Annotated in this window: 22 protein-coding genes; 17 read left to right on the forward strand and 5 right to left on the reverse strand. The window is 43.0% G+C overall.

The genetic code is table 11. The features are described 5' to 3' along the window. The first annotated feature begins 95 nt into the window (after positions 1 to 95). The 17 genes from E0D70_RS10450 to E0D70_RS10530 all read left to right on the forward strand — a co-directional run bounded on the left by E0D70_RS10450 (position 96) and on the right by E0D70_RS10530 (position 19,296). On the forward strand, positions 96 to 677 hold the full coding sequence (locus E0D70_RS10450) for a DedA family protein (RefSeq protein WP_207923243.1): 582 nt from the start codon (positions 96 to 98) through the stop codon (positions 675 to 677). Beyond that, positions 674 to 1,807: an ATP-grasp domain-containing protein gene (locus E0D70_RS10455; RefSeq protein ID WP_133012225.1), complete on the forward strand. Its 1,134-nt coding sequence runs from the start codon at positions 674 to 676 to the stop codon at positions 1,805 to 1,807. Before E0D70_RS10450 ends, E0D70_RS10455 begins: the two co-directional genes overlap by 4 nt. Before the next feature lie 34 nt (positions 1,808 to 1,841). Beyond that, positions 1,842 to 2,390 carry a hypothetical protein gene (locus tag E0D70_RS10460; protein WP_133012226.1) on the forward strand — a complete coding sequence of 183 codons (549 nt, stop codon included), beginning with the start codon at positions 1,842 to 1,844 and terminating at the stop codon, positions 2,388 to 2,390. Positions 2,391 to 2,393: 3 nt separating this feature from the next. Continuing rightward, entirely contained in the window at positions 2,394 to 3,152 is a 759-nt protein-coding gene (locus E0D70_RS10465; RefSeq protein ID WP_133012227.1) for an NRDE family protein, read from the forward strand. Between the two features lie 9 nt (positions 3,153 to 3,161). Further along, the gene (locus tag E0D70_RS10470; RefSeq protein WP_133012228.1) at positions 3,162 to 3,602 is read left to right on the forward strand and encodes a YHS domain-containing (seleno)protein; all 441 of its coding nucleotides are present in this window, start codon (positions 3,162 to 3,164) and stop codon (positions 3,600 to 3,602) included. Between the two features lie 14 nt (positions 3,603 to 3,616). Further along, complete coding sequence (locus E0D70_RS10475; protein ID WP_207923244.1) at positions 3,617 to 4,078, forward strand: hypothetical protein; 462 nt, start codon at positions 3,617 to 3,619, stop codon at positions 4,076 to 4,078. After that, positions 4,072 to 5,835 carry a lysophospholipid acyltransferase family protein gene (locus E0D70_RS10480; protein WP_133012229.1) on the forward strand — a complete coding sequence of 588 codons (1,764 nt, stop codon included), beginning with the start codon at positions 4,072 to 4,074 and terminating at the stop codon, positions 5,833 to 5,835. Before E0D70_RS10475 ends, E0D70_RS10480 begins: the two co-directional genes overlap by 7 nt. Next, positions 5,835 to 6,719: an alpha/beta fold hydrolase gene (locus E0D70_RS10485; RefSeq protein WP_133012230.1), complete on the forward strand. Its 885-nt coding sequence runs from the start codon at positions 5,835 to 5,837 to the stop codon at positions 6,717 to 6,719. Before E0D70_RS10480 ends, E0D70_RS10485 begins: the two co-directional genes overlap by 1 nt. A 188-nt stretch (positions 6,720 to 6,907) precedes the next feature. Beyond that, entirely contained in the window at positions 6,908 to 8,380 is a 1,473-nt protein-coding gene (locus E0D70_RS10490) for an aminoacyl-histidine dipeptidase (protein ID WP_133012231.1), read from the forward strand. A gap of 221 nt (positions 8,381 to 8,601) precedes the next feature. Next, on the forward strand, positions 8,602 to 9,573 hold the full coding sequence (locus E0D70_RS10495) for a transposase (RefSeq protein WP_133012232.1): 972 nt from the start codon (positions 8,602 to 8,604) through the stop codon (positions 9,571 to 9,573). Between the two features lie 349 nt (positions 9,574 to 9,922). Then, entirely contained in the window at positions 9,923 to 10,765 is an 843-nt protein-coding gene (locus tag E0D70_RS10500; RefSeq protein WP_133012233.1) for a 2Fe-2S iron-sulfur cluster-binding protein, read from the forward strand. Between the two features lie 82 nt (positions 10,766 to 10,847). Then, entirely contained in the window at positions 10,848 to 12,137 is a 1,290-nt protein-coding gene (sbcD, locus tag E0D70_RS10505) for an exonuclease subunit SbcD (protein WP_133012234.1), read from the forward strand. After that, the gene (locus E0D70_RS10510) at positions 12,134 to 15,847 is read left to right on the forward strand and encodes an AAA family ATPase (RefSeq protein ID WP_133012235.1); all 3,714 of its coding nucleotides are present in this window, start codon (positions 12,134 to 12,136) and stop codon (positions 15,845 to 15,847) included. Before sbcD ends, E0D70_RS10510 begins: the two co-directional genes overlap by 4 nt. Positions 15,848 to 16,158: 311 nt before the next feature. After that, positions 16,159 to 16,884 (forward strand): septum site-determining protein MinC, encoded by a 726-nt coding sequence (minC, locus tag E0D70_RS10515; protein ID WP_133012236.1) that lies wholly within the window; start codon positions 16,159 to 16,161, stop codon positions 16,882 to 16,884. A gap of 66 nt (positions 16,885 to 16,950) precedes the next feature. Then, a complete protein-coding gene (gene minD, locus E0D70_RS10520) occupies positions 16,951 to 17,760 on the forward strand; it encodes a septum site-determining protein MinD (RefSeq protein ID WP_133012237.1) in 810 nt (269 codons plus the stop codon). Between the two features lies 1 nt (position 17,761). Continuing rightward, on the forward strand, positions 17,762 to 18,016 hold the full coding sequence (gene minE / locus E0D70_RS10525; RefSeq protein ID WP_133012238.1) for a cell division topological specificity factor MinE: 255 nt from the start codon (positions 17,762 to 17,764) through the stop codon (positions 18,014 to 18,016). 227 nt (positions 18,017 to 18,243) lie between these two features. Further along, positions 18,244 to 19,296 carry an aldo/keto reductase gene (locus E0D70_RS10530; RefSeq protein ID WP_133012239.1) on the forward strand — a complete coding sequence of 351 codons (1,053 nt, stop codon included), beginning with the start codon at positions 18,244 to 18,246 and terminating at the stop codon, positions 19,294 to 19,296. A gap of 158 nt (positions 19,297 to 19,454) precedes the next feature. On the opposite strand, the gene fusA is transcribed toward E0D70_RS10530, so the two are convergent. The 5 genes from fusA to E0D70_RS10555 all read right to left on the reverse strand — a co-directional run bounded on the left by fusA (position 19,455) and on the right by E0D70_RS10555 (position 25,832). After that, positions 19,455 to 21,551, reverse strand: a complete 2,097-nt coding sequence (gene fusA, locus E0D70_RS10535) for an elongation factor G (protein WP_133012240.1) — start codon at positions 21,549 to 21,551, stop codon at positions 19,455 to 19,457. A 185-nt stretch (positions 21,552 to 21,736) separates the two neighbouring features. Then, the gene (locus E0D70_RS10540) at positions 21,737 to 22,906 is read right to left on the reverse strand and encodes a cation:proton antiporter domain-containing protein (protein WP_133012241.1); all 1,170 of its coding nucleotides are present in this window, start codon (positions 22,904 to 22,906) and stop codon (positions 21,737 to 21,739) included. Positions 22,907 to 22,918: 12 nt separating this feature from the next. Then, entirely contained in the window at positions 22,919 to 23,587 is a 669-nt protein-coding gene (locus tag E0D70_RS10545; protein WP_133012242.1) for a TIGR04211 family SH3 domain-containing protein, read from the reverse strand. A 123-nt stretch (positions 23,588 to 23,710) separates the two neighbouring features. Then, a complete protein-coding gene (locus tag E0D70_RS10550; RefSeq protein ID WP_133012243.1) occupies positions 23,711 to 24,187 on the reverse strand; it encodes a DUF934 domain-containing protein in 477 nt (158 codons plus the stop codon). Continuing rightward, positions 24,171 to 25,832 carry a nitrite/sulfite reductase gene (locus E0D70_RS10555; protein ID WP_133012244.1) on the reverse strand — a complete coding sequence of 554 codons (1,662 nt, stop codon included), beginning with the start codon at positions 25,830 to 25,832 and terminating at the stop codon, positions 24,171 to 24,173. Before E0D70_RS10555 ends, E0D70_RS10550 begins: the two co-directional genes overlap by 17 nt. Positions 25,833 to 25,936: the final 104 nt, after the last annotated feature.

Here is a 25,936-nt window from a genome sequence, read left to right on the forward strand (position 1 = left end):
TAAGAAATATCACGTCAATAACGACTAACCTTAAACTATTACTTAAGCGTGTTTATTCCATTGAATAATACGGGTTATTGCCAGCGAGGCTTTTTTTGATAATTGAATTACAGCAGTTAATTAGTTCAGGACATTATCCAGTATGGCTAGTCATGGTGGGGATTGTATTATTGTCTTATCTATTAGAAGACGTTGCAATTGTGACCGCTGCTTCGCTTGCCGCACAAGACGTTCTACCACCTAGTCTTTCCTTAGTTGCCATCATGTTCGGCATTATTACAGGTGACGCTGGCCTATATTTTTTAGGGGTTTATGCTAAAAAATCCCGCTGGTTGCGTTATCGCGTTTACACCAATAAATACTTCAATTTTATCCGTGTTCGTTTTCAAAATGGCGTCTTTATCAATCTTTGTATTGCCCGCTTTATTCCAGGATTACGAACCGCTGGATTTACCTTAAGCGGCTTTTTATCTGTTCCCTTTAGCCTTTTTCTTAGTGCGGTAATGTTATCCACTACGATCTGGGTTGCTCTCGTATTTACTTTTGTCTATCGATTAGGCAGCAGCGCTTGGGTTCAGGCTGCTCAATATCAATGGATGCTCATCTTAATTGCCGGCGCTGTGTTATTTGCCGCAAATCGTATTATTCGTCATTCTATTTCAAGAAGGTTGTCATGAATTCAAAATTAAGCACGCCCTATATAGAGGCAGGTAAAATTAACGCAGGTATGCCGTATTTAGAGGAGGACACTGGTGTATCCGTGTCGTCTTATGAGTTTATGCCTAGCTGGGTTTTTTATACGCCTGTTGTTTTACAGAGCCTATTGCTGGCTGTTCGTTATGGCGATATTCGTTTGCCGTTAGTAGCGAATCCAACCATTTTCTTGAGTGGCATGGTAGGGGAGTCTAAACACGATATTTTAGTATTGGCAGGTCCTGTTGCTAAGCCTTGGATCTCACCATTTATTTCATTGATCAAAACACAAGACTCTTTGGATGACCAAGATACTCATGCAAAGCAAGAGCTTGAGAAAGCAAACTTAACCTTCCCTATAGTGGCAAAGCCGGATTTAGGCTGTCGTGGTGTGGGGGTCAAATTAGTTAAAAATGAGCAGCAGCTTAAAAGCTACATTGATTCTTATCCATTAGGAGCGCGTTACTTATTACAAGAAAAAGCCCCTTACGAGGCTGAAGCGGGTGTGTTCTACGTTCGTTATCCAAATGAATCAAAAGGCAAAATCATTTCCATTACGCTCAAATACACTCCATCTGTTGTGGGTGATGGGGTATGCACACTTAAAGAATTGATTGAGCAAAGTCCGAGAGCAGGAAAACTGAGTCATCTGTATTTTCCACGTCATGAAGATAAGCTAGATTGGGTATTACCTGAAGGCGAAGAGTTTCAGCTAGCGTTTGCTGGTAGCCACAGTCGAGGTTCAATTTTTCGTGATGGTAATAAGTACATTACGGAACAATTGACCCGCAAAATGGACGAAATTCTCGCAGATGTAGATGGTTACTATTATGGTCGTCTGGACGTTAAATTTCGTGACATACATAGTTTCATGGAAGGCGAGAACTTCACTATTTTAGAATTGAATGGTGCCAGTAGTGAAGCGGCTCATATATGGGACCGAAATACCCCACTAAAAGAAATCTATAAAACGTTATTGTCACAATACCGCATGTTGTTTGAAATCGGCGCGCAACAGAAAAAACTCGGTCATCGTCCAGCATCAATTAAGACATTAATTGGCGCATGGAAAGAAGAAAAAGAGCTTATGAAGCACTATCCAATGACAGACTAACAGATTCATTATTATTTTATTGGAGGGCGTGTTTATGCCGCTGAGTTCAACAATGGCGCAAGGTTCGAAAGAGTATTGTGCTAATGACATCATACTGGGTTGCTTAGAGACGTTGCAGCAAGGTCGTCAGTTTTTGACGTCTATTGACGATGAACAATATTGTTATGTGGCCGCGCCACATGTCGCGAGTTCAATCGGCGGGCATTTTCGTCATTTGCTGGATGTTTTTGAGGCTGTTTATAAAAACCAGCAATGCATCGATTACAACTTGCGTCGTCGTGGTCATGGAATAGAAACATCTAAAGTGGCTGCATTAACGGCAATAAATCAATTAATAAGCTGGTTACAATTACTTGAGAATGACGTGTTAACAATGCAAACACGAGTCATTACAGAGGTCTGTTTGAGTAAAACACAACATGGTGAAATGGGGTCAACCGTTGGTCGTGAGCTTACTTTTGCCGCGTTGCACGCGACTCATCATTTTGCCATGGCCAATGTCATTGTGAGTCTTCTTAATGGGCGTGTAAGTGATCAGTTTGGGTATGCACCGTCTACCGTCTCCTATTTACGGGATCAATAAGTTATGTGTTCAGTGTCCTGGTTATTAGACAACGATGGCTATCAGGTTTTCTTCAATCGCGATGAGCAAAAGACGCGAGCTTTGGCCTTACCTCCGAAGCATATAGTGTTGCAGGATGTGGCTGTTTTAATGCCCATTGATCCAGTGGCTAAGGGCAGTTGGATTAGTGTCAACGAATACGGTTTAACGCTGTGTTTATTGAATAATTATCAAGGCCAAGCACCAAGTGGCGTATTAATTAGTCGTGGTCAATTGGTAAAGCTTTTATCTAAATCACAAAACTTGGCTTCGTTGGAATACGAATTCAGTACTTTAAATCTGGCTCGTTATGCACCTTTTACACTGTTGGTTTTTGATGCTGAATTAAATAATCAACAAGGTAAGGTGATGGCTTTTGAGTGGGATGGAATGTGCTGCAATACGTTTCCTGAATGGTCCCCTCGTTTTTCATCAGGCATGGATTTGGACAAAGTTAAGCGTGCACGAAATGACGCCTATCAAGATTGCATAGAGAGCGGTGAATGCTTTCAAAACCTTCTGACCTTGCATGCAAGCCATCATCCAGATCATTTGCATAAATCGTTTTGCATGCACAGAGAGGACGCACATACCGTGAGTTTTACTCATGTGCAAGTCACTTCTCGAAGTCAAAGTATGTCTTATGTTGCTGGTTCACCATGTGAAAATTTAACGCAAGAAGCGGTAGTGTCAAACCGCATACCATTATTAGCGAATGCCACGCCAGATTTACTGGCTTGTTAGGAGAGTGAAATGAAAAAATATTTCTTGTCATTATTGTTGTTAATAAGTTCGTTTAGCTATGCTCAAGATCTTGTTTATACAGGCTATTTTAATAACAAAGCATTAAGTGGGTACGATACAGTTGCTTACTTTACTGATAATAAACCGGTGGTTGGCGACAAAAAGTTTGTTACTAAGTACAAAGGAGCAGATTGGTATTTTGCTAACGAAGAACATTTGGCTATGTTTAAACTCAATCCAGAAAAATACGCACCACAATATGGTGGTTACTGTGCTTGGGCCATTGGCGCTCAGAGTAGCTTTGCCTCCGCGGATCCTGAGCAGTGGGCTATTGTGAATGGCAAACTGTATTTAAATTATGATGCTGACATCAAAGCAAAATGGGACAAAGATCCATCAGGCTTTATTGAAAAAGCAGACAAGGTTTGGCCTAAACTTATTTCTGAATAGAAAGGAACGCTATTATGAAAAAAATCATTCGTTATCTTCCCATTGTTTTTATCGCTTTTATTTTTTTGCAGTCGTTAGTGTTTAAATTTTTAGGCTCTTATGAAACTCAGTATATTTTTGGCGTTTTAAGCAGCTGGTCCGGTTTACATTGGTTTAGGGATTATGGTGCTTATCTTGTTGGAGGTTCAGAGTTAATTGCTACTGTATTGCTGTTTACTCGCTTTCAATTTTACGGTGCATTACTCAGTGTTGGAGTGATGACTGGGGCCATTTTCTTCCATCTATTTACTCCGTTAGGTGTTCTCATGCCAGAATTTAATGCAGCTGGTGAAATTGTAGGAAATGATAGTGGTGTCTTGTTTGGCATGGCTTGTTTGGTCTGGTTAGCGGCTTGCTTCGTGGTAACACGCCATGTGTTAGAAAAACGCGCAGCAGCCTGTCAAGCGTCGAATGCTAGAGGCGAGCCTTTATGCTAAACAGTCCCTTTCGTTTGCCTCGCGTAACGCCGTTTGGTCTTGGTGAGTCATTTGTCGAATGGTTAACGGGTTTGGATAAACTCGATAATTTGTATCAAAAACGACCGGGTAATTTGTCAAGTTTTGATTTCATGCGTTACACCCTAGATGGTCTTGATATCGAGTATGAGGTGTCATTAGGTAGCACCAGTAATATTCCAGAACAAGGTCCTGTTGTTATCGTTGCTAATCATCCATTAGGGGCGATTGAAGGTGTAATATTAGCGGACTTGATAGGATCTGTTCGATCCGATGTGAAGGTACTTGCTAATCAATTATTAAAACGTCTGCCTGAAATTAATGAATTGTTTATCGGCGTAGATGTATTTGGCGGAAAAAGTAGTAAAGCAACCAATGCGGCTGCGATCCTTGAGGCTAATAGACATTTAACGAATGGCGGTTTATTGATTGTGTTTCCTGCGGGAGAAGTCTCTACTTATCCTAAAGGATCGAACAGTTTAACGGACATTGAATGGCGTAACTCGGTGGCTAAATTCGTAAAACGGAGCAAAGCGACCACAGTACCTATCTTTATTAATGGTCGAAATAGCCCTTGGTTTTACCGAGCAGGAAACGTTCATCCACTATTAAGAAGCGCTTTACTAGGGCGTGAACTGCTGAATAAAAAAGCCACAAACATCTCCATTTCTATTGGCTCTGCGATCCCATTTTCTGAAGTCAGTGATTTTTCTAATGATAAGGACATGGTTAATTATTTTCGTCTCAATACCTATTTGATGAGCCCGAAGGAAATTCCGAAAAACACAATAGCGGATCAATCTATTGAGAGTATTTTGGGGTTGCCTATTATCGACGCCGTTGATGCTGATACATTGCATCAAGAGATTACAAATTTACCTGAATCCTTCCACCTGTTAGATCAGGGTGATTTCTCAGTATATTGCGCACCCTCACAATCTATTCCGTATTTAATGCAAGAAATTGGGCGTGTGCGCGAAGAAAGTTTCAGAATGGTCGGCGAAGGCAGTGGTTTAGCGTGTGACCTAGACGATTATGATTTGTACTATCAACAATTATTTGTTTGGCACAAAAAAGATAAGCAATTGGTTGGCGCTTATCGTTTAGGGATGGTCGACAAACTGATTGAACAGCATGGACTCGATGGCTTGTATTCTCGCAGTTTGTTTCATTATGACCAAGCGTTTATCGATACATTAGATTACAGCATTGAAGTAGGGAGATCGGTTGTTGCGGCGCCTTATCAAAAAAGCCTCAATGCATTGCTGATGCTATGGAAAGGCATCGCGACTTTTGTTTATCGCCACCCTAATTATACGCATTTATTTGGCCCTGTTAGCATCAGCAGTGAATACAGCCTGATTGCTCGCCAATTAATGGCTGAGACCTTGTCTATTCATTACTACGATGAGCAAAAAGCGAGTTTAGTGTCGCCTTCCACACCATTCTCTCGCAGCCATAGCCCATTTTGGCAAACAGGCATGTTGTCTGCTTTAGCAAGTGTGCAGTTGTTATCAAAAGTTCTCTCTCGTATGGAAGAAGGTAAAGGTTTACCTGTGTTGCTGCGTCAGTATTTAAAAATGAACGGCAAGCTTGTTTGTTTCAATGTAGACCCTACGTTTCAAGATTGCTTAGATGGTCTGATTGTTGTGGACTTAAAAGCGGTTCCAGTGCAAACCTTGTCTAAATACATGGGCAAAGAAGAAGCCCAGAGTTACTTATCAGGAAACATTGAGTAATGCGCTATCTTAAGAAAATACTTGCTAAGGTAATTACAGGCACCGAGTTACCCCAAGAAGCGGAGAACAACGCTAAATTAGTGCAGCAAGTACGTGCCACACCTGGATTAATTCACGACCATGTTATTAAAAGTCAATGCTCGCAAGGCCGTAGTGAAGTGCATTACGTCAGTAGTGATAATAGAGTCATGGCAAGGCCTACTGTGCTCTTTGTGCATGGTAGTCCTGGTAGCTGGGAATCTTTTGCGCCTTATTTTTTGCAGCCATCTTTGTCGGAAGCGTTTCGGCTCATATCTATAGATCGGCCTGGTTGGGGATTATCTACGTTTCCAGGTAAAGTATTTCCTAGCGAATTAGCCGAACAAGCCCGAGTGCTTGGCCCTTCAATTGAAGCGATTTACCAGCAAAATAAACAACAAAAAATTATCTTGGTAGGACATTCATTAGGGGGATCACTCGTGCCAGTATTGGCAGCCACTTACCCTGATTATGTACGCAGCGTGGTTATTTTGGCGGGTGATGTGAACCCTGTGTTAGCTCAACACCGTTGGTATAACAGTTTACTGGCGTGTGTGCCTCGCATTTTTGTAGCAAAACATTGGTATCACTCTAACTTAGAAATACTGGATTTAGCGAAGAGCTTAGCCAATCAGCAAGAAATGATGGCACAAGTGCAACAGCCAATCAGCATTATGCAAGGGACAAACGATAGACTGACCGATCCAAAAAATGTACATTTTGCCAGTTCATTATTTCAACAAAGCGCTTTGACAATACAATGGGTTCCTGACAAAGGGCACATGATCAACTTAATGTGTGTGGATCTAGTCAAAGCAGCGATCATGCGTTCGCATGAAAGTAGCGAGGCAGATTCCGTTCCGTAGCGTCAAATTCATGCACTAGCTTTATTAAAAAATGACTTGGTTGATGGTCTTCAAAGGCCAATGCTGCATCTTTTTTTTAGATGAACATACGTTTTGTGCATAGCCCTTAGTCTTAATTTCAATTGCTTCATATTCTCGGTTTGTAATAATGCTGTTATGCATATTTGCCTAATAACAAAGAGATAGACATGAATCAGATTTTAACGACACTTGAACCGCACGCCATTTGGAAACATTTCCAAACCCTTTGTAATATTCCTAGACCGTCTTACCACGAAGCCGCATTACGTGATCACCTTATCGCTTGGGCGCATGACCTTGGGCTAACCACCTATGTTGACCCAGTAGGAAATCTGGTTATCCGTAAGGCCGCATCCAAAGGAATGGAAAAAGCGGAAACTGTCGTGTTGCAGGGGCACTTGGACATGGTGGCGCAAAAAGACGCTGGCGTGGATCATGATTTCGAGACAGACCCTATCATCACTCGTGTTATCGATGGCTGGGTGCATGCAACTGGTACGACTCTTGGTGCAGACAATGGTATTGGTGTCGCCGCGGCCTTGGCTGTGTTGGAATCGACCGATTTACAACATGGACCAATCGAAGCATTGTTTACCATCGAGGAAGAAACCAGCCTACGCGGTGCTTTACAACTCGAAGAAGGCATTCTTAAGGGTAAAATCTTATTGAATCTAGACTCCGAAGACCGAGGCGATGTGTACATCGGTTGTGCTGGTGGAATGGACATTAATGTAGATAAGAATTATGAGGTATTGCCAGCAGAGCAGGGTGCTCAAGCGTTCACTGTGACCATCACAGGTTTACGTGGCGGTCACTCTGGTTTGGATATTCACAAAGGCCGTGCCAACGCAAATGTGTTACTCGTTCGTTTTCTTAACGGACTCAAATTGTCCTATCCTGTTGGTTTGAGTGCTTTTAGTGGTGGTACGTTACGCAACGCTATTTCTCGCGATGCGAGCGCTACGTTTAATTATGACCCAAAAGACAAAGCGGCCATCGAGCAATGCATCGAACAATTTAAACAGGACACCCAAGCGGAATATGGCAGCATTGAAGCAAACCTAGAGGTACTAGTGAGTGATGCCAGTGTCGATACTCAGTTATCAGCAGAACAACACACCGCATTAATCAATGCTCTTAGCTGTGCGCCACATGGCGTTAATCGTATGAGCACGGAGCTAGAAGGGGTGACAGAAACCTCTTGCAACCTTGGCGTGATCAACCTAAAAAACAACCCAGAAGGCGGTAAATCTTTTGATGCTTGTTTATTAGTTCGCTCTCTAGTGAACTCCGCTGTGGATCACTTATCAAACACCGCGAAATCCGCGTTCAGCTTGATAGACGCAAACGTAGTTTTGGAAAATGGTTACCCAGGCTGGCGCCCTGATCCAAATGCTGGCTTATTAAAGCACTTCTTAACCGTACATAAAGAAGTCACGGGGCAAGAAGCGAACGTCAAAGTCATCCATGCAGGCCTTGAATGCGGCATAATCGGCGCGAAATACCCAGGCATGGAAATGGTCTCCTTCGGGCCAAACATTCGTGGAGCGCATTCACCAACTGAAAGAATGGAAATAGACAGCGTTGGCGACTTTTGGCGCTTACTGGTTGCCTTATTGGCGTCTACACCCAAAGCATAAGCATCGTATCTTTAGCGTTAATTCCCTCCCATTAGCTTTAATGGGAGGGTTGCGCTGGCTTCGCTATTTTTATTGCTTCCATTTCAAAATCTACGGAATCTACGTGCCACCCACCTTAATACACAACAGTCATTACGATTTTAAGTCGTCAGCTTGATCATAGGGAAATCACATCTATACTGTATAAATGTACAGTCAAATTAGAGTGTGAGGTTGTTAAAATGCCTAGGTCAAGAAGTGATCAAATCAGCGTTGATGATACGCCTTATTATCATTGCATTTCGAGATGTGTCCGTAGGGCATTTCTATGTGGTGAAGACGCATTAACAGGTAACAGTTATGAGCATAGGCGCGGTTGGATTGAGAGGCGATTGTTGTTCTTAGCAAGCGTATTTGCTATTGATGTTTGTTCTTATGCGGTGATGAGTAATCACCTCCATGTGGTGTTGCATATCAACCAAGGCAAAGTCAAAAGTTGGACAAGACTGGAGGTTTTGCAGCGTTGGCACAAACTCCATAAGGGTACGATTTTCACTCAACAATACGTGAGAGGCGAGGTGCAACGAGACTTTGCTTTGAGTTTGGTTGAGGCGTCTGTTGATACCTTTCGGGATCGACTTATGGACATTAGTTGGTTTATGAGGGAGCTTAACGAGCCCATTGCACGGCAAGCAAATCTTGAAGACGCTTGCACAGGAAGGTTCTGGGAAGGACGGTTTAAATCTCAAGCTTTATTGGATGACGCGTCGTTGATTGCTTGTATGGCGTATGTGGACTTAAATCCTGTGCGATCGGGTACAAGTGATAGGCCCGAGCGTTCTGATTTCACAAGCGTTAAAAAACGTGTTCAAGCAGCCCAAGAAAACCAACAGCCAAAAGCTTTATTTCCTTTTGTCGGAAATCCAAGAAAAAAGATGCCTGCTGGTCTGCCATTTCTACTGCAAGACTATTTAGAGTTGATCGATATGACAGGGCGAATAATCCGAGAAGACAAAAAAGGTGTCATTGACGCATCATTTTTGCCTATCCTACAGCGGCTCAATATATCTTCTGATAACTGGCTTTGTATCGCTACTCAATTTGGCGAAAAGACAGCGAGTATTGTAGGGAGTGAGCTTTCTATTGCGTATTACTGTGAATCGAACCGAAGGCAACGAAAGCCTAGGCAGTGTGGCACAAAGCTTCTTGCTTAAAACCTAGATCTCAACAATAAGAGACACTTTTTATTACTGGCAATCACGCTGGTGGTATTTGCTCGTGTTGGATTTGTTTTTCCTCTTTTTTACTTCCTGATTCATCAATCGTCGCGAGTTAACCTCGTTCTAACCCTCAATGACAATATCATTTTAGCCTTTGGTAATGAGAGTATAGCCGTGTATTGATGGCTGTCTTGATAAGTTAAAGTGGGTGTCTTGTTAGAAGACTTTGAGTGAGTGTCCCGATAGTGCTAAAAGTAAAGTGGGTGTCTTTATAGTGCTATTTTGCTTTGTGTTTTCTAGTCTATGGCATAATGGGTTAATTATTATTGAGTTAGGTTGAAGTATGGGCTCGCGAACACTGTCTATTTGTTTGGATGGAAGGGTAATTGAGGTTGATGAAGGCGATAATTTGCTGACGTCGCTACTTTCCCATGGAGCGGATGTTCGCTACGGCTGTCGTGCTGGTGTTTGTGGTGCATGTCGTTTGTACGATAGTGATCATGGGCATTCAATTTTATCGTGCCAAACATCCGTTGTTGCGGATTTATCGCTGTCGGTTCAGTTACCTTTTGTTTTTTCTACTTTTTCTCTGCTTCATACTGAAACATTAAGCGATGAGGCGGTGGCGTTAACTTTGTTGGGCCCTAGTGATGATTCTTTTGGTGATCGAGTTAATGTGGGTGTCTCAGTAGCGGGGGGCGAGGCGATTATTGAGTGTATGGCGGTGAATGTGGCGGCTGATCCTTTGACTGTTGTGCTTCAAAAAGCCTTGTTGTCTGCGGATGCTTGGTCGTTTGTGCTGGCGTTACGTACGGAAGATTCTCTTCAAGTGAGCAGCGCCTTAGGGGTGCGAAAAGGGCGTTTGTTGTATGAGTTAGGTCTTGACGATACGGCGCTGGTGGTGGTTTCGACGTTTGAAAATCAGGTGTTCGAGCCATATTGGCAGGCGGCGTTGTTGGATTTTTCTGCTCACTTTCTTGGTCAATATCATTTTGTACGTCATCAAACCGCAGAGATTTCTTTACAAGATCCTAGCTTGGGTGCGTTTTTTGAGCGCGCTCAGGCAGAGGTCGAGGGCGCGCCGTTGCATGTTATCTATCATGGTCAAAATATATCAGAGCAGAGCTGGAGTCGAGTGCTTCGCCCTTTGAGAATACGTGTTAATCAGTTGCATTTTGTGCGCTAGTCTAGATACGTTAGTCTAGAAAGGACGCGTTTTTTGACTGTTTGAAATTATGTTTTTCTGGATTTATTGAAATAGGTTGTACATGAAAATTCTACATACGTCCGATTGGCACCTTGGCCAACATTTTATGGGCAAGTCTCGTCGTGGCGAACATGAGGCTTTTATTGCTTGGTTGTTGGTTTTGATTAAACAAGAATCGATTGGGGCTGTCATCATTGCTGGTGATATTTTTGATACGGGTGCGCCACCCAGTTACGCTCGAGAGATGTACCACCAATTGGTGTTAGATTTGAAAGCACTAGATTGTCAGTTGGTAATTGTGGGTGGGAATCACGACTCAGTGAGCATGCTTAACGAGTCTAAAAGTTTGTTGTCATATTTAGGCACGCATGTGTTGGCGCAAGCGCAGCTTGATGATCTTGAATCTCATGTCATTCCTTTGCTGAGCGCAACACAAGAAGTCTGTGCTTGGGTGTGCGCGGTGCCGTATTTACGGCCTAGAGATGTGATGCAAAGTGCGCAAGGGCAATCTGAACAAGATAAGAAGCTCGCGTTAATGACGCAGATTGGCAATTTCTACCAGTCGGTGTATGAGTTGGCAAAAGCGAAAAACGCAGCGTTAATGTCACCGGTACCGATTATTGGTACTGGGCATTTAACCGCCATGGGCGGACAGGTTAGCGAGTCGGTTCGTGATTTGTATGTCGGCACCCTAGAAGCCTTGCCTACGTCTGTATTTCCTCGCTTTGATTATTTAGCTTTAGGGCATATTCATCGTGCTCAAGCGATCAGTAAAGATGGTAAGTTTCGCTATAGTGGTTCTCCCATTCCGCTGAGCTTTGATGAGCTCGGTCGAGATAAAACGGTTGTGGTGATTGATACTCTTTTATTATTGGAAAATGAATCAGTAGAACAAAGACCTGAGCTCGATCTATTTGATACAAAGGCTGAAGCAATCGAATTGCGTAAAGTACCAAGCTTCCAGCCGATGTTGAGTTTAAAAGGTAATTTGAAAGCGTTGTTAACAAAAATATCTGAATTACCTCTGTCGGATAAAACGCTTTGGTTAGAAGTGACTGTCATTGCGGACGAATATTTAAGCGATATTCATAAGCGTTTGCTAGATGCCATCAAGGATTCACCCATTGAATTGCTTCGTGTGATGCGCAAAAGCGCCGTTGAGAAAAAGAATGAGATATTTGAAAGTCGCAAAACCTTGTCTGAATTGACGGTGAGTGATGTGTTTGAAAAAAACTTACAGTCGAATGATGAGATAGAAACAGAAGAAGCTAAGATTTTGACCGATTTATTTAACCATTGTTTGGAAGACATGGAAGCCTATCAGCGTAATGGTGAAGGAGAGCCGTCATGAAAATTTGTAAGCTTCGACTTAAAAACTTGAACTCGCTCAAAGGCGAGTGGGAAATCGATTTTACCAAGGCGCCATTTGATGATGCGGGTGTGTTTGCCATTGTCGGTCCGACTGGGGCGGGTAAATCAACCTTGCTGGATGCCATCTGTTTGGCTTTGTATCATGAAACACCACGTTTAAAAGTCTCTCCGACGCAGAATGAATTAATGACACGTCATACCTCAGATTGTATGGCAGAAGTTGAGTTTGAAATAAAAGGTAAAGGCTATCGTGCGTTTTGGAGCCAGCGACGAGCGCGCGGTGTGAGTGATGGCAAGCTTCAACCGATACATTGCGAATTAAGTGAGCGCGATGGCACTATTATAACCACTAAAATCAATGAGAAGATCACTAAAATCGCTGAGTTAACGGGGTTGGACTTCGGGCGTTTCACTAAGTCTATGTTGTTGGCACAAGGTGGTTTTTCTGCATTTTTGAATGCCTCTGCAAATGATCGAGCGGAATTGCTCGAGGAGTTAACTGGTACTGAAATATACGGGCAAGTATCTCAGTGGGTATTTGAGAAGCACAAAGCGGAACGCCAGAAAATCACTCAATTAGAAGCGGTAAACGCACAACGTCAGCTTTTATCAGATGATGAGTTGAATGCTTTTATTGATCAAGAAAAAGAGTTTGATGGTCAAGAATCTCAGTTGATCCAAATCTTGAAGCAGCAGAAAAAAACCTTACTTTGGCGACAAACAGAAACAGCATTGGCGACACGGTTGGCATTAAGTCAGCAACAGAATACGGCTGCACTATTGGCATTAGAGGCTTTCAAGCCTCAACAAAGTCTTTTGGAAAAAGCGGAAGAGGCGAATCGTTTAAAGCCCCAATATCATGCTTTAACAGACATACAAGGTCGTGAGAAAAATGCGCAAGCCGAGTGGCTTGAAATATCGGCACGACAAACAGAGCAAGACACGCAATTTAACGTGTTGGAGCAAAAGGTTGGTGATGCCAAGCAATTATTTGATGCGCAATCACTCGCTTGGGAAGCGCTCAATAATGAGATAACAACGACGATTCAGCCGTTGCTGTCTCGTCGAGATAATGTAAGCGAGCAGCTAAACACGGTAAAAGAGCGACAGATTAAGGCGGAGCAGAAGCATCAGGCGATACTTCAAGAGCGTGATTCTCAATCATCAAGTTTGGTGCAAAATCAACAAGCGTATGAGGCAAGCAAGCAAAGCTTAGCGGAATGGCAAGCTCCTGAATCTATTGAAGCGCAAGTATCGAATTGGCTGCATCAGAACAATACATGTCAAAACCAAACTCAAAGATTAATGAATTTGGCGCCTGAAATAACGACAGCGCAGGCGCAGTTAGACAGAGCATTGGCAAATTTTAAAAACCATAAAAATCAGGTTTCACAACAGAAAAATCATCTTGATTTCGTTATCGAACAGGCGAGGTCCATTGCAGCGGACTGTCTGACGCTCTCATCTGGTCGCGAATGGGATGATTGGCAAACGCATGTCCGAAGGCTGGAAAATAAACAGCAAAAATCTACGGATCTTGTGAGTCGTTACGAAAGTTATAGTAATAAACTGGCGCAATTAGCACCGCTTGATGCTTCGATTATCTCACTGAAAGATAAGTTTGAAACTAAAGAAAATGAAATAGCCTTGGCTCGTCAGGCTTATCCTGAGAAAAACGCACATTACAAAGATTTGGCAAGCTTAGTAGAAGCAGAGCGTCATATTGTGGCCTTGAATGAGATGAGAGAAGCATTGGGTGACGATGATCATTGCCCTTTGTGTGGCTCGGGTCACCATGACCTTGAACATGCTTTGCACCAAGACGTAAATTTTGACAATCAAGCCCGATTGGAGCAATTAAAATCTGAGTTAGAAAGCTTGGTGCGAATCGGTCAAGAGTTAAAGTCAGAGCAAGGTATTGTAGAGAACGAATTGAAAAACCGCCAAGCGCAGCGAGGTTCTTTGGCGCAAGAGCTGACGGAATCTGAGTCGCAACTTTTGGCGTTATTAAATCTTCTTATTGAAATGACGCCATTAAGCGATTTTGATCTTGTGCAAATGAACTCGGCGGTTAATCAAGTTCAAGAGGAGTGGCGTGAGGTAAGTGAGTTGAATGCCCAGCTGGTGGAAAAGCATCAGCAACGCCTTGCGTTGGACGTTGAAGTCAATAATGCCAGTGCACAACTCCAAGCAATGTCATTGCAGTTGCAAGAGAAAGAATCCGAAGGCCACTTATTGCGTGAGCGACTTGATACCAAGGTGGCAGAGCAGAAGAATTTGATCGCAGAGACGGATGCTATGCGAACGTCTTTAATGGCTTCGATGGTCTCATCAGGTGTGCCAAAAATGTATTTGGTTGAACCTTTAGCAGACTCTTTGCAGGCGTTGCAAGGGTCCTTAACGGCTTGGCGCGATGCGAAGAAAAACTACGATGTACAGCACCAGCAAATTGAGCGTTTAACGTTTGAAATCACATCGTTAGATGAGCGAGTCAAAGAAAACTTGGTTGAGGTGGAAGCCGCACGAAGCCAATCTAATGCACTGCAAGTATCGCTGAGTGAGATAGAAGAGAGCTTAAAGCAAGTATTAGGTGATCAAACCTTAGCGGCCTTTAGGGCGCAAGCGCATCAATCATTGGAATCGGCTCGGGCTGAATTAGAGACCTTATCAAAAGCACGAGAGGTGGCTCAAACGGCATTAACAGCGACCACAACTTCTCAAAAAGAGGCAGAGAAAGTGATCAGCGCGTTGAAAGACGAATTCGATAAGGCGCAATCTATTTGGTTGAACACCTTAAATGAAAAAGGCTTTGACGTAGAAGGTTCTCAAATAGAAGAGGTGTGGAAAGCCGCGTGCTTGCCTGATGCTGATGTCGCTCAGTTGCAGCATACCTTGGTTGAATTGAAAGACGCCAATACTCGGCAATCCGCTTTATTGAAGCAAGCGAAAACCGCCTATGATGAGCATGTTGAGAAGCAAGAGGCGGGTCTGAATGTGAGCGATGATATTTCTCTTGAGGCCTTGTTAGCACAGGTTGAGCAGCTTGAAAGCGAGCACGCTATATTGAATCGAAAGCGAGGCGAAGTGGCTCAAAAAATTAAAGAAGAGCATCGGCGTCGTGCGCAAGCAGAGTCTTCCGTAAAAGAATTAGAAGCGCTACGGGACAATTTAATTCATTTGGATCGTTTGAATCATTTAATTGGTTCTGCAGATGGAGCGAAATTCCGTCGTTTCGCTCAAGGCTTAACCTTGGATCATTTGGTGTATTTGTCGAATCAACATTTGTCTATTCTCCATAAACGTTATCAGTTAGAGCGTAAGTCCGATGAAGCCTTGGCATTATCGGTTGTGGATACATGGCAAGCGAATGCCTCGCGAGATACCAAAACCTTGTCTGGTGGTGAATCTTTCTTGGTGAGTTTGGCGCTGGCGCTGGCGCTATCGGATTTGGTATCTCATAAAACTAGCATTGATTCGCTGTTTTTAGACGAAGGCTTTGGCACCTTAGACAACGACACTTTAGAGTCCGCTTTAGATGCATTGGACAATTTACAATCCTCTGGCAAAACCATTGGTATTATCAGTCATATACAGGCTTTAAAAGAGCGTATACCGGTACAAATTCGATTAACAAAGCAAGGCGGGCTGGGTGTTAGCCGGCTTTCGCCTGACTTTGCTGTGAAAAGTTAGAGCGCTAGAAAGTAGATATTTCTGAGGGGATAAAGTTTTCCCCAGAAATAGGGGAACAACCTTGTAAATAAACCGTAAAACATTATATTAATCATGAGGTTATTAAACTGGTTGTTATTGTACACGGTGAGATTTATAGGGCACTATATGAATGTATCAATTAAAGTTCAAATTTGATGTAAAGACTTTGGTTACATGCCTTTCTTTAATCAGCAACCTTGATAGAATATGTGTTTTTAGGCTCTATTAAGAGTAATAAGGTACGCCCATTACCAATTGAGGGTCTAGGGTACAACAAAAGGATAGTTTGCATGACAGACTTAGGCTTCCAGTTAAAAGGAAGTGTAGTAACGACGGTATTACTTGAAATTCAAACGCTTTCTCTTGAAAGCATTCTTTCTCAGTTAAAAGAGAAAATTGATCAAGTGCCGCACTTTTTTAATCAAGCACCTATTATTGTTGATCTATCAAAGATAAAAGAAGACGTTCCTCTTGCCTCGTTTGAGTCATTAGTTAACTCGCTTAATCATTTGGGACTTTGTGTTATAGGCTGGCGTTGTAATCAAGACGATAAGCCAACTTGGTATGCTGACGTGGTAACTCCATTGTTACCAGCGAGTAAAACGCGATCTATTAATGTTCCTGAGCCAGTTACTACCTCGGTAAGTCCTGACGTGGTAGTGAAGACGGTAGTTGAAGAGCGCTTAGTGCCTCAGTCAACCAAGGTAATTACTAAACCTATTCGCTCAGGGCAGCAGGTATACGCTGAAGGCGATCTGATTATTTTAACCCAGGTGAGTGCCGGTGCTGAGGTATTAGCAGACGGTAATATACACGTTTATGGTGCACTTCGTGGGCGAGCGTTAGCAGGTGTTAAGGGCGATGTAGAAGCTCGAATCTTTTGTAAAAGCATGGAAGCAGAACTGGTTTCTATTGCTGGTAATTTTATGCTGACTGATGCATTGCAAAAAATTATTTGGAAAGAAGCGGCACAAGTGTTATTGGTTGACGATAGTTTAGAAATCATACCGCTTTAGACGTTTAAATTTTATTAGTTATATTTATGGATCGGCTTCTTGAAGAGGCCATCGGGGGATACAGCATTGGCAAAGATCATAGTGGTCACCTCAGGCAAGGGTGGTGTTGGTAAGACGACATCCAGTGCAGCAATAGGAACGGGGATTGCGTTAAAAGGATTTAAAACAGTAATTATCGATTTTGATGTGGGTTTGCGTAATCTAGATTTAATTATGGGTTGTGAGCGTCGTGTTGTTTATGACTTTGTTAATGTGATTAATAAAGAAGCGACTCTGACTCAGGCATTGATTAAAGACAAACGAACAAAAGATTTATTTATTCTTCCTGCCTCGCAAACAAGAGATAAAGATGCTCTCACACAAGAGGGTGTTCAAGGTGTCTTGGAAGAACTTGCTAAAGACTTTGATTATATTATCTGTGATTCGCCAGCGGGTATTGAGAAAGGCGCGCAAATGGCGTTGTATTTTGCTGATGCGGCGATTGTTGTAACCAACCCTGAAGTGTCTTCGGTTCGTGACTCGGATCGTATTTTGGGGATTTTACAAAGTAAATCGCGCCGTGCAGAAGAAGGCAAAGAGCCAATCGAAGAGCACTTGCTGCTAACGCGCTATCATCCTGAGCGTGTCGCTTTGGGCGAAATGCTGAGCGTGTCTGATGTTGAAGATATTTTGGCGATCCCATTGTTGGGTGTTATTCCTGAATCTGAAGCGGTTCTTAAAGCGTCAAACCAAGGTACGCCAGTTATTTTGGATACAGAGTCAGCCGCAGGCCTAGCCTATATGGATGCGGTGGATCGATTGATGGGTGAAGAGCGACCTTTGCGTTTTCTGGATGTCCAGAAAAAGGGATTTTTTAAACGACTGTTAGGAGGTTAGTGTGGGGATTTTTGATTATTTTAAGAGCAAAAGTGAGCCAAGTTCCGCGTCGGTTGCAAAGGATCGCTTACAAATTATTGTTGCGCACGAACGCAGTAAGCGCAAGCAACCAGACTACTTGCCTCAAATGCAGCAAGAAATCATTGATGTGATTAGAAAGTATGTGAAAGTGGGCAGTGAAGATGTTCAAATTCAACTTGAAAACATCGAAGACTGTTCCATTCTTGAGGTAAACGTCACACTGCCTGATAATTAGGTTGTCGGTACTGTCTTGACAGGGTATGCAGTGCGAGTGCTGATGCCTTGTTGGGGTTACCTTCCTCTTTCTGCTAGCTGAATCCCTCTTGGCTATGTTTGTTTTTATGCATCCTTATTGTTTTCATTGATAAAACTAGCCTGATAGTTCTTTTTTTATTACATTAATAATCACTATTTTTCGCGGTGCTTTTGTTTGCGCTGTATTGAATCTTAAAGGAATAAATAATGAAGTATGTACCACTTGGTCGAACCGGTCTGAATGTATCAAGGGTTTGTTTAGGAACCATGACATGGGGAACTCAAAATAACCAAGCGGATGCGGATGTTCAGATTGAATATGCTTTGGCGAATGGGGTTAATTTCATCGATACCGCTGAAATGTATTCTGTACCACCAACGCCTGAATCTTATGGTAAAACAGAAACAATCATAGGTAATTGGCTGTCCCGTAATCCATCCCGTCGTGAAGAGTTTGTTTTGGCGACTAAGATAGCGGGTGTTGGGCTTGATTATATCCGTGATGGCGGTCCAATTACCGGTGCTGCGGTTATTGCTGCGGTTGATGCTTCGCTCGCGCGCTTGCAAACGGACTATATTGATTTGTATCAGTTGCATTGGCCGAATCGTCCTCATCCTCATTTCTCTAAACATTTTCCTGGGCAAGTCACGTTTAGTGATATCGACAGAGATGAGCACTCGGCGCAAATGTTGGATATCCTGCGAGGGATTGATGCTAGTGTTAAGGCGGGCAAGATTCGTCATTTTGGTTTATCTGATGATACAACTTGGGGAATAAACGAATACATTCGTTTGAGTGATAAATATGACTTACCCCGTGTTGCGTCTATCCAAAATGAGTTCAGTCTTTTGCATGCGAAAGATTGGCCTTATTTGATAGAAAACTGTGTGCATGAAGGTGTTGCTTATCTGCCTTGGTCAGCATTGGCCGCAGGCGCTTTAACGGGTAAATATGTTGGTGGCGCACGTCCTGAAGGGAGTCGTTGGGCTTATGCGCAACGTAATGGCTTATTTAGAGATACAGCGTTGTCTGAAAAAGCGGTATTAGGTTATTTAGAAGTAGCTAAAAAACACAACTTATCACCTGCTCAGCTGGCATTAGCTTGGTGTAATCAGGTGGATGGTGTGACATCAACTATTATTGGCGCAACGTCCTTGGCGCAGCTTAAAGAAGATATGTCTGCTTTTGATTTGGCGCTTTCTGATGAGGTTCTTGCTGATATCATGACTGTATTCAAAGAATACCCAGTGCCATTTTAATGTTTTTGATATGAATGTTTGTTGTTTAAAAAGTCGCCTATAGGGCGATTTTTTTGTGTCAAAAAAAGAGTGGGAAGAGTTATGTCTTTTATTTGGCGTAATAAAAAACCCGATGCAGAAACTGCATCGGGTTTTTTTAAGACGGTAATAAAGTGATATTACTTGTCTTTTTTCTCTTGTTCTTTCTTGTCTTTAACAGCTGCGATAACTGTTTCAGCAACGTTAGAAGGACATGGTAGGTAGTGAGAGAACTCCATAGAGAACTGACCACGACCAGATGTCATTGTACGTAGAGTACTGATGTAACCAAACATTTCAGAAAGAGGAACGTCTGCTTTGATGCGAACACCAGTCAAACCTTTCTCTTGGTCTTTGATCATGCCGCGGCGACGGTTAAGGTCACCGATTACATCACCAACGTGATCATCAGGAGTAAACACATCCACTTTCATGATTGGTTCGATCAACTGAGGGCCAGCTTTAGGGATAGACTGACGGAAAGCGCCTTTAGCAGCGATTTCAAAGGCTATAGCAGAGGAGTCAACTGCGTGGAAGCCACCGTCGTACAATTGAACTTCAACGTCTAGTACTGGGAAGCCAGCTAGAACACCTTCGTTCATCATAGACTTAAAGCCTTTCTCTACAGCAGGGAAGAACTCTTTTGGTACGTTACCACCCACAACAGAAGAAGAGAATACAAAGCCAGAGCCTGGCTCACCTGGTTTGATGCGGTAATCGATTTTACCGAATTGACCAGAACCACCAGATTGTTTCTTGTGCGTGTAAGTATCTTCGATTTCTTTCGTGATTGTTTCACGGTAAGCAACCTGTGGTTGACCAACAATAAGGTCTACACCGTAGGTACGCTTCAAGATATCAACTTTGATGTCTAGGTGAAGCTCACCCATACCGCGAAGGATTGTTTCACCTGAATCGATATCAGTTTCAACGCGGAATGTTGGATCTTCTGCAACCATTTTACCGATCGCAACGCCCATTTTCTCGTTACCGCCTTTGTCTTTCGGTGTAACAGAGATAGAGATTACTGGCTCAGGGAAAACCATTGCTTCAAGCGTACAAGGGTGCTTAGGATCACAAAGAGTGTGACCAGTTTGTACGTTTTTCATGCCTACGATCGCCATGATATCACCAGCTTGCGCTGAACTGATTTCTTTACGGTCGTCTGCTTGCATTTCAACCATGCGGCCTACACGTTCTGTTTTGCCTGTGAAGCTGTTTAGAATCGTATCGCCTTTGTTTAGCGTACCAGAATAAACGCGTACGAATGTTAGCGCGCCAAAACGGTCATCCATGATTTTGAATGCAAGTGCTTTAAACGGTTCGTTAGCATCAACAATCGCTTTTTCGCCGTTTGGATTACCTTCTTCGTCCGTAAGATCTTGTGGAATAACATCTGTTGGGCTTGGTAGGTAGTCGATAACAGCATCAAGAAGAAGTTGCATACCTTTGTTTTTGAAGGCAGAACCACAGTAAGTAGGGAAGAACGCAAGGTCACGAGTACCTTTACGGATACAACGTTTAATGTCTTCAATAGAAGGTTCTTCACCGTCCATGTACGCCATCATGATATCGTCGTCTTGTTCTACCGCTGTTTCTAGTAGTTTCTCGCGATATTCTTCAACGATTTCTTCCATGTCAGCAGGAACGTCTTCAACGCTGTAGTTTTCTGGCTGACCAGTTTCATCCCATATGTAAGCTTTGCGGCTTAATAGGTCAACAACACCGACGAATTCATCTTCAGTACCGATAGGTAGAACCATGATTAGCGGGTGAGCGCCAAGTACTTTTTGAACTTGCTCTGTTACGCGGTAGAAGCTTGCGCCAAGACGGTCAAGTTTGTTTACGAAAATGATACGTGCTACTTCAGATTCGTTAGCATAGCGCCAGTTAGTTTCTGATTGAGGTTCAACACCACCAGAACCACAGAATACACCAATACCACCGTCAAGGACTTTCAAAGAACGGTAAACTTCTACTGTGAAGTCAACGTGTCCAGGTGTGTCGATAACGTTAAAACGGTGATCTTTCCAGAAACAACTTACCGCTGCAGACTGGATGGTTATTCCGCGTTCTGCTTCTTGTTCCATGAAGTCAGTTGTAGATTCACCTTCATGTACTTCACCGATTTTGTGGATCATACCGGTAAGTTTAAGAATACGTTCTGTAGTAGTAGTTTTACCCGCGTCAACGTGAGCAAAAATACCGATGTTTCTGTATTTTGATAAGTCAGCCATTAGATTACTCTAAATAAGTTAGGGACGAAATTTGCGCGTTAGTATACAAGACTTTTCTTTGTTTGTAGTCAGGTATTTCGCGGTATTCTATTATATTTTACGTACTTAAAGAAAGGGGGCTTTGAAAAGCATTTTAGAAACCCCTGTTTTCTAGAAATAGATTATAACAAAGAAAACCGTTAAACCTAGTCTCTGCGCAATCTATCTGATATTGCGATCGGATTTGGGAAGTTCAAAATAACAACATAAGTAGATAATGCGAAGCTTAGGATCGCTGTTGCTTGAATGACATTTGACGCTTCTGTACCAATAATTCCAATATTGGCGGCAAGATAGGCGATTAATAAGGAAAACTCACTGACTTGGCCTAAGCGAAAGCCAACTTCCCAAGACGTACTTGCATCTTCTTTAATGCCTTTTAATAAAAATCGAAACACTACGGGTTTGATTAGCATAGAGCCAATGGCCAAAATAAGAGCGGGCACAATGACGGCACTAAGTAACCCTAAATTGAAGCTGGCGCCGATGGTAAAGAAAAAAAGTATTAAGAAAAAGTCTCTTAATGGTCTTAAGTGAGTGGCTATGTATTGTGATATTGGGCTGGTTGCGAGTGCTACGCCAGCAATAAAAGCCCCCATTTCAGAGGATAGACCTGCGTATTCTGCGAGCACCGCCATCGATAAGCACCAACCGATAGAGACTAAAAAAATGTATTCGTGGAACCGATCAAAGCGAGTGATCAGCTTGAGTAATATATATTTGACGAACAAAAAAGCCGCACCAATGAGAAGAGGTAGAGCGATAAGCGGTTTGAGGTATTGCATTACGCCATCATGGGTATCTCCTGAGACGCTGTAGAGTACAAGAAGTACGCCAATGGCAATAATATCTTGCAATAACAATAACCCAACCACAAGTTCCCCTGTGTGCTTGTGGTGCAGTACTGTAGTTGGTAACAGTTTAATGCAGACAATGGTGCTGGAGAACATCATCGCCACACCAATAATAAGGCTTTCTAGCTCGGTGTAGCCAAATAAAATAGCCACTAAATAGCCAAGCAGGGCAAACGCAGCAGAACTTAGCAGGGCAATCCAAGATGCTTTTTTAAGCATGTTGATTAAGTGGCTGGGCTGCATATCTAAGCCAAGCAAAAAAAGCAGAAAAATGATGCCTACATGGCTCATTTCATCCATGAGTTTTGGCTCATTGATGAGTGACAGCCCATAAGGTCCAAGCAAGGCGCCCAATGCAATATAGGCAATTATCATCGGTTGCTTAGTGTATAAGGCGATCGATGCAACGATCGCCGCACCACCGAAAATCAAGAAAAAGGAATGTACGATAGATGCATCCATGCTATTTACCTATTAGCTCCATGAGCCAGTGTTGCTTTTTCTTTTGCGTGACAAAGGAATGAAAATGCCAATTATTAAGCCGCCTAGTAGTGTGCCGGCGCCAATGGCAAACCATTTTTGCTGAGTGGTATCTTCTTGTTTATTGGCTTCCGCTTTAGCGATGGCCAGCTGTTCTTTTAAAGAGGTTACCTGATAAGTAACGTCAGCATTTTGAGATACGATAGATTTGGCCTTTTCGGTAAGCGTTTCATTCTGCTGAAGCTGCTTAATGAGTAGGTTTTTGTCATTCTCCAATGTCGTAACTTTGGCCTTTAAGTTGTCTATGTCTTGTTTGCTGTTTTGTAATTCAGCGTTAATCTTTTGTTTACTGTCAGATAGCGCGGTTAGCTTAGTTTGTAAGCTAATAACTTGATCTCTTGTGACTGCGTCGTCACTTAGAAAGTAGTCAGCAATCCAGCCTTCGTTGCCACTTGGTGTTTTAACCTTAGTGTACCCATTTTCTTGTTCAAGCACTTCAAGAGGAGTGCCACTTTTGATGCCACGTTCAACGGCGCGTGTATTGTTATTCTGACCTTCTCTAATCGCAACAAATTGAATATCTGATACGTAGGCGGTCGTCGCTTGAGCAACGCTTGACAGTAGTAGTCCTGCAAGAAGACAGGTTATGTTTTTTTTCGACACGATAAGGTCCTTTAAAAATCAATCACTTTCCAAGTCATACGATAATCAGGGTGGCTACAATACGCAATAGGAAAAGGCCCTTAAAAGGGCCTTTTGTCGGAATGCTGACGATAGATTTAGTCTTTAGCGACGTAGAAACATCGGTCTTGGCTCGATGACATCGCCTTGGTATGCGGTGGAGAAAGATTTATGCAGTACCAATGCTTTTTCTAAATTCACATCTTCATTGAATTGGAAGCTGTTAAAGCCAACTCTTAGTAAGTAGCCAAGTTGATCAGGAATAAAGTTTCCTAAGGCGCGAATTTCACCTTTATAGCCTAGGCGTTCACGTAGTAAACGTGCGTAAGAGAAACCACGACCATCAACAAACGCTGGAAAATGAATACCAATTACAGCAAATTGATTTAGATCGACGTCAGTCAGTGCTTCAGTGCCTTCACCTGCATCAATCCATATTCCGGCGACTGGGCCAATACTTTCTTTTTCAGCTAGCCATTTTGACATGGGTACGATTGCTGTGTCAGACGCAGCGGCTTCGCTGTCTTGCTGCCAAGTGTACAGGTTGTCGGCAATGTCTCCGTTCTTAATTAGCTTTGGCATAAGCGGCCTCTTTAAATGGTGTGATGCCAACGCGGCGGTAAGTGTCGATAAAGCGCTCTTCATCCGTACGGTTGTTCACATAGACATCCATTAGCGTTTGAATGACTCTGGTTATATCTTCTTGCGCGAAAGATGGGCCGAGGATTTTGCCGATGCTGGCATCGTTGCCTGAAGCGCCACCAATGGATATTTGATAAAACTCTTGGCCTTTCTTATCGACGCCAAGAATACCAATATTACCGACATGGTGATGACCACAGGCATTCATGCAGCCAGAAATATTCAAATCGATATTACCTAGATCATAAAGGTAATCAAGGTTGTCGAATGTTTGCTGGATTTGGTCGGCAATAGGGATGGATTTTGCGTTTGCCAGTGCGCAGAAGTCGCCACCTGGGCAGCAAATCATATCCGTTAGTAAGCCAAGAGTTGGTGTAGCAAAGCCAGCTTCTTTGGCGGCTTCCCATACAGCAACAAGCTGATCTTGACGAACATCAGCAAGAACTAAGTTTTGTTCGTGGCTCACACGGAGCTCACCGAAACTGAACTGATCAGCCAAGTCTGCGGCTTTTTCCATTTGATCTGAGGTCGCATCGCCTGGTGCTTGCCCTGGTTTTTTAAGGGTAAGTGTTACGATGCGGTAGCCTGGTTTTTTGTGTTCGAATGTATTGCGCTCATGCCAGCGTGAAAAGCCAGCGCTGTTGGCTAGTTTGCTCGTTAGTTCTGCCGGGTTGTTCGTTAGTGATTCGTATGCTGGCTCAGAAAAGAAGCTGGATAGGCGATCAAACTCACTCATTGGAATAGTGCTTTCTTTGCCGCGTAAATGAACCCATTCCGCCTCAACTCGGTTGCGAAACTCTTCAATACCAAGTGCTTTCACTAGAATCTTAATGCGCGCTTTGTATTTATTGTCGCGACGACCTTGCTGATTATAGACGCGAATAATGGCATCAAGGTAAGTCAGCAAGTCAGCGCGTGGAATAAATTCACTGATGGTAACGCCCACCATAGGGGTGCGACCAAGTCCACCACCGACGATGACTTTAAAACCGATTTCACCGGCGTCGTTTTTCTTAATTTGCAGACCAATATCATGGACTTGTATGGCCGCGCGATCTGAAGATTCAGTCGCATTAACCGCAATTTTGAATTTGCGTGGTAAGAAAGCAAACTCAGGGTGAAAAGTAGACCATTGGCGAATAAGTTCACAATAGGGGCGAGGGTCGACTATTTCGTCAGCTATAACGCCCGCATATTGGTCGGTCGTAGTGTTACGAATACAGTTGCCGCTAGTTTGTACCGCGTGCATTTGAACTTGTGTTAGTTCTTGTAGAATGTCAGGGACATCTTCTAGTTTTGGCCAGTTTAATTGTAAGTTTTGGCGGGTACTGAAGTGTCCGTAAGAGCGGTCATAGCGACGGCTAATATCAGCTAGCTTACGTAGCTGCTCACTTGAAAGCATACCGTATGGGATGGCAATACGAAGCATTGGTGCATAACGCTGTATGTAAAGCCCATTTTGTAATCGTAGCGGCAAAAACTCTTGCTCACTCAGTTCGTCATTAAGGTAGCGGCGTGTTTGATCACGAAACTGTGCTACACGCTCATCAACAAGCTGTTGGTCAATTGCGTCGTATTGATACATAAAGTAATAAACCATCGTTAATAAAATTTTAGTTATGTAACTCTATCAAAATTCCCTTATTCTAAAAATGAATATTTACCTATATCTATAGCGGTTTTTCTTAT

This window comes from Marinomonas flavescens, assembly GCF_004352835.1.
Classification (GTDB): Bacteria; Pseudomonadota; Gammaproteobacteria; order Pseudomonadales; family Marinomonadaceae; genus Marinomonas; species Marinomonas flavescens.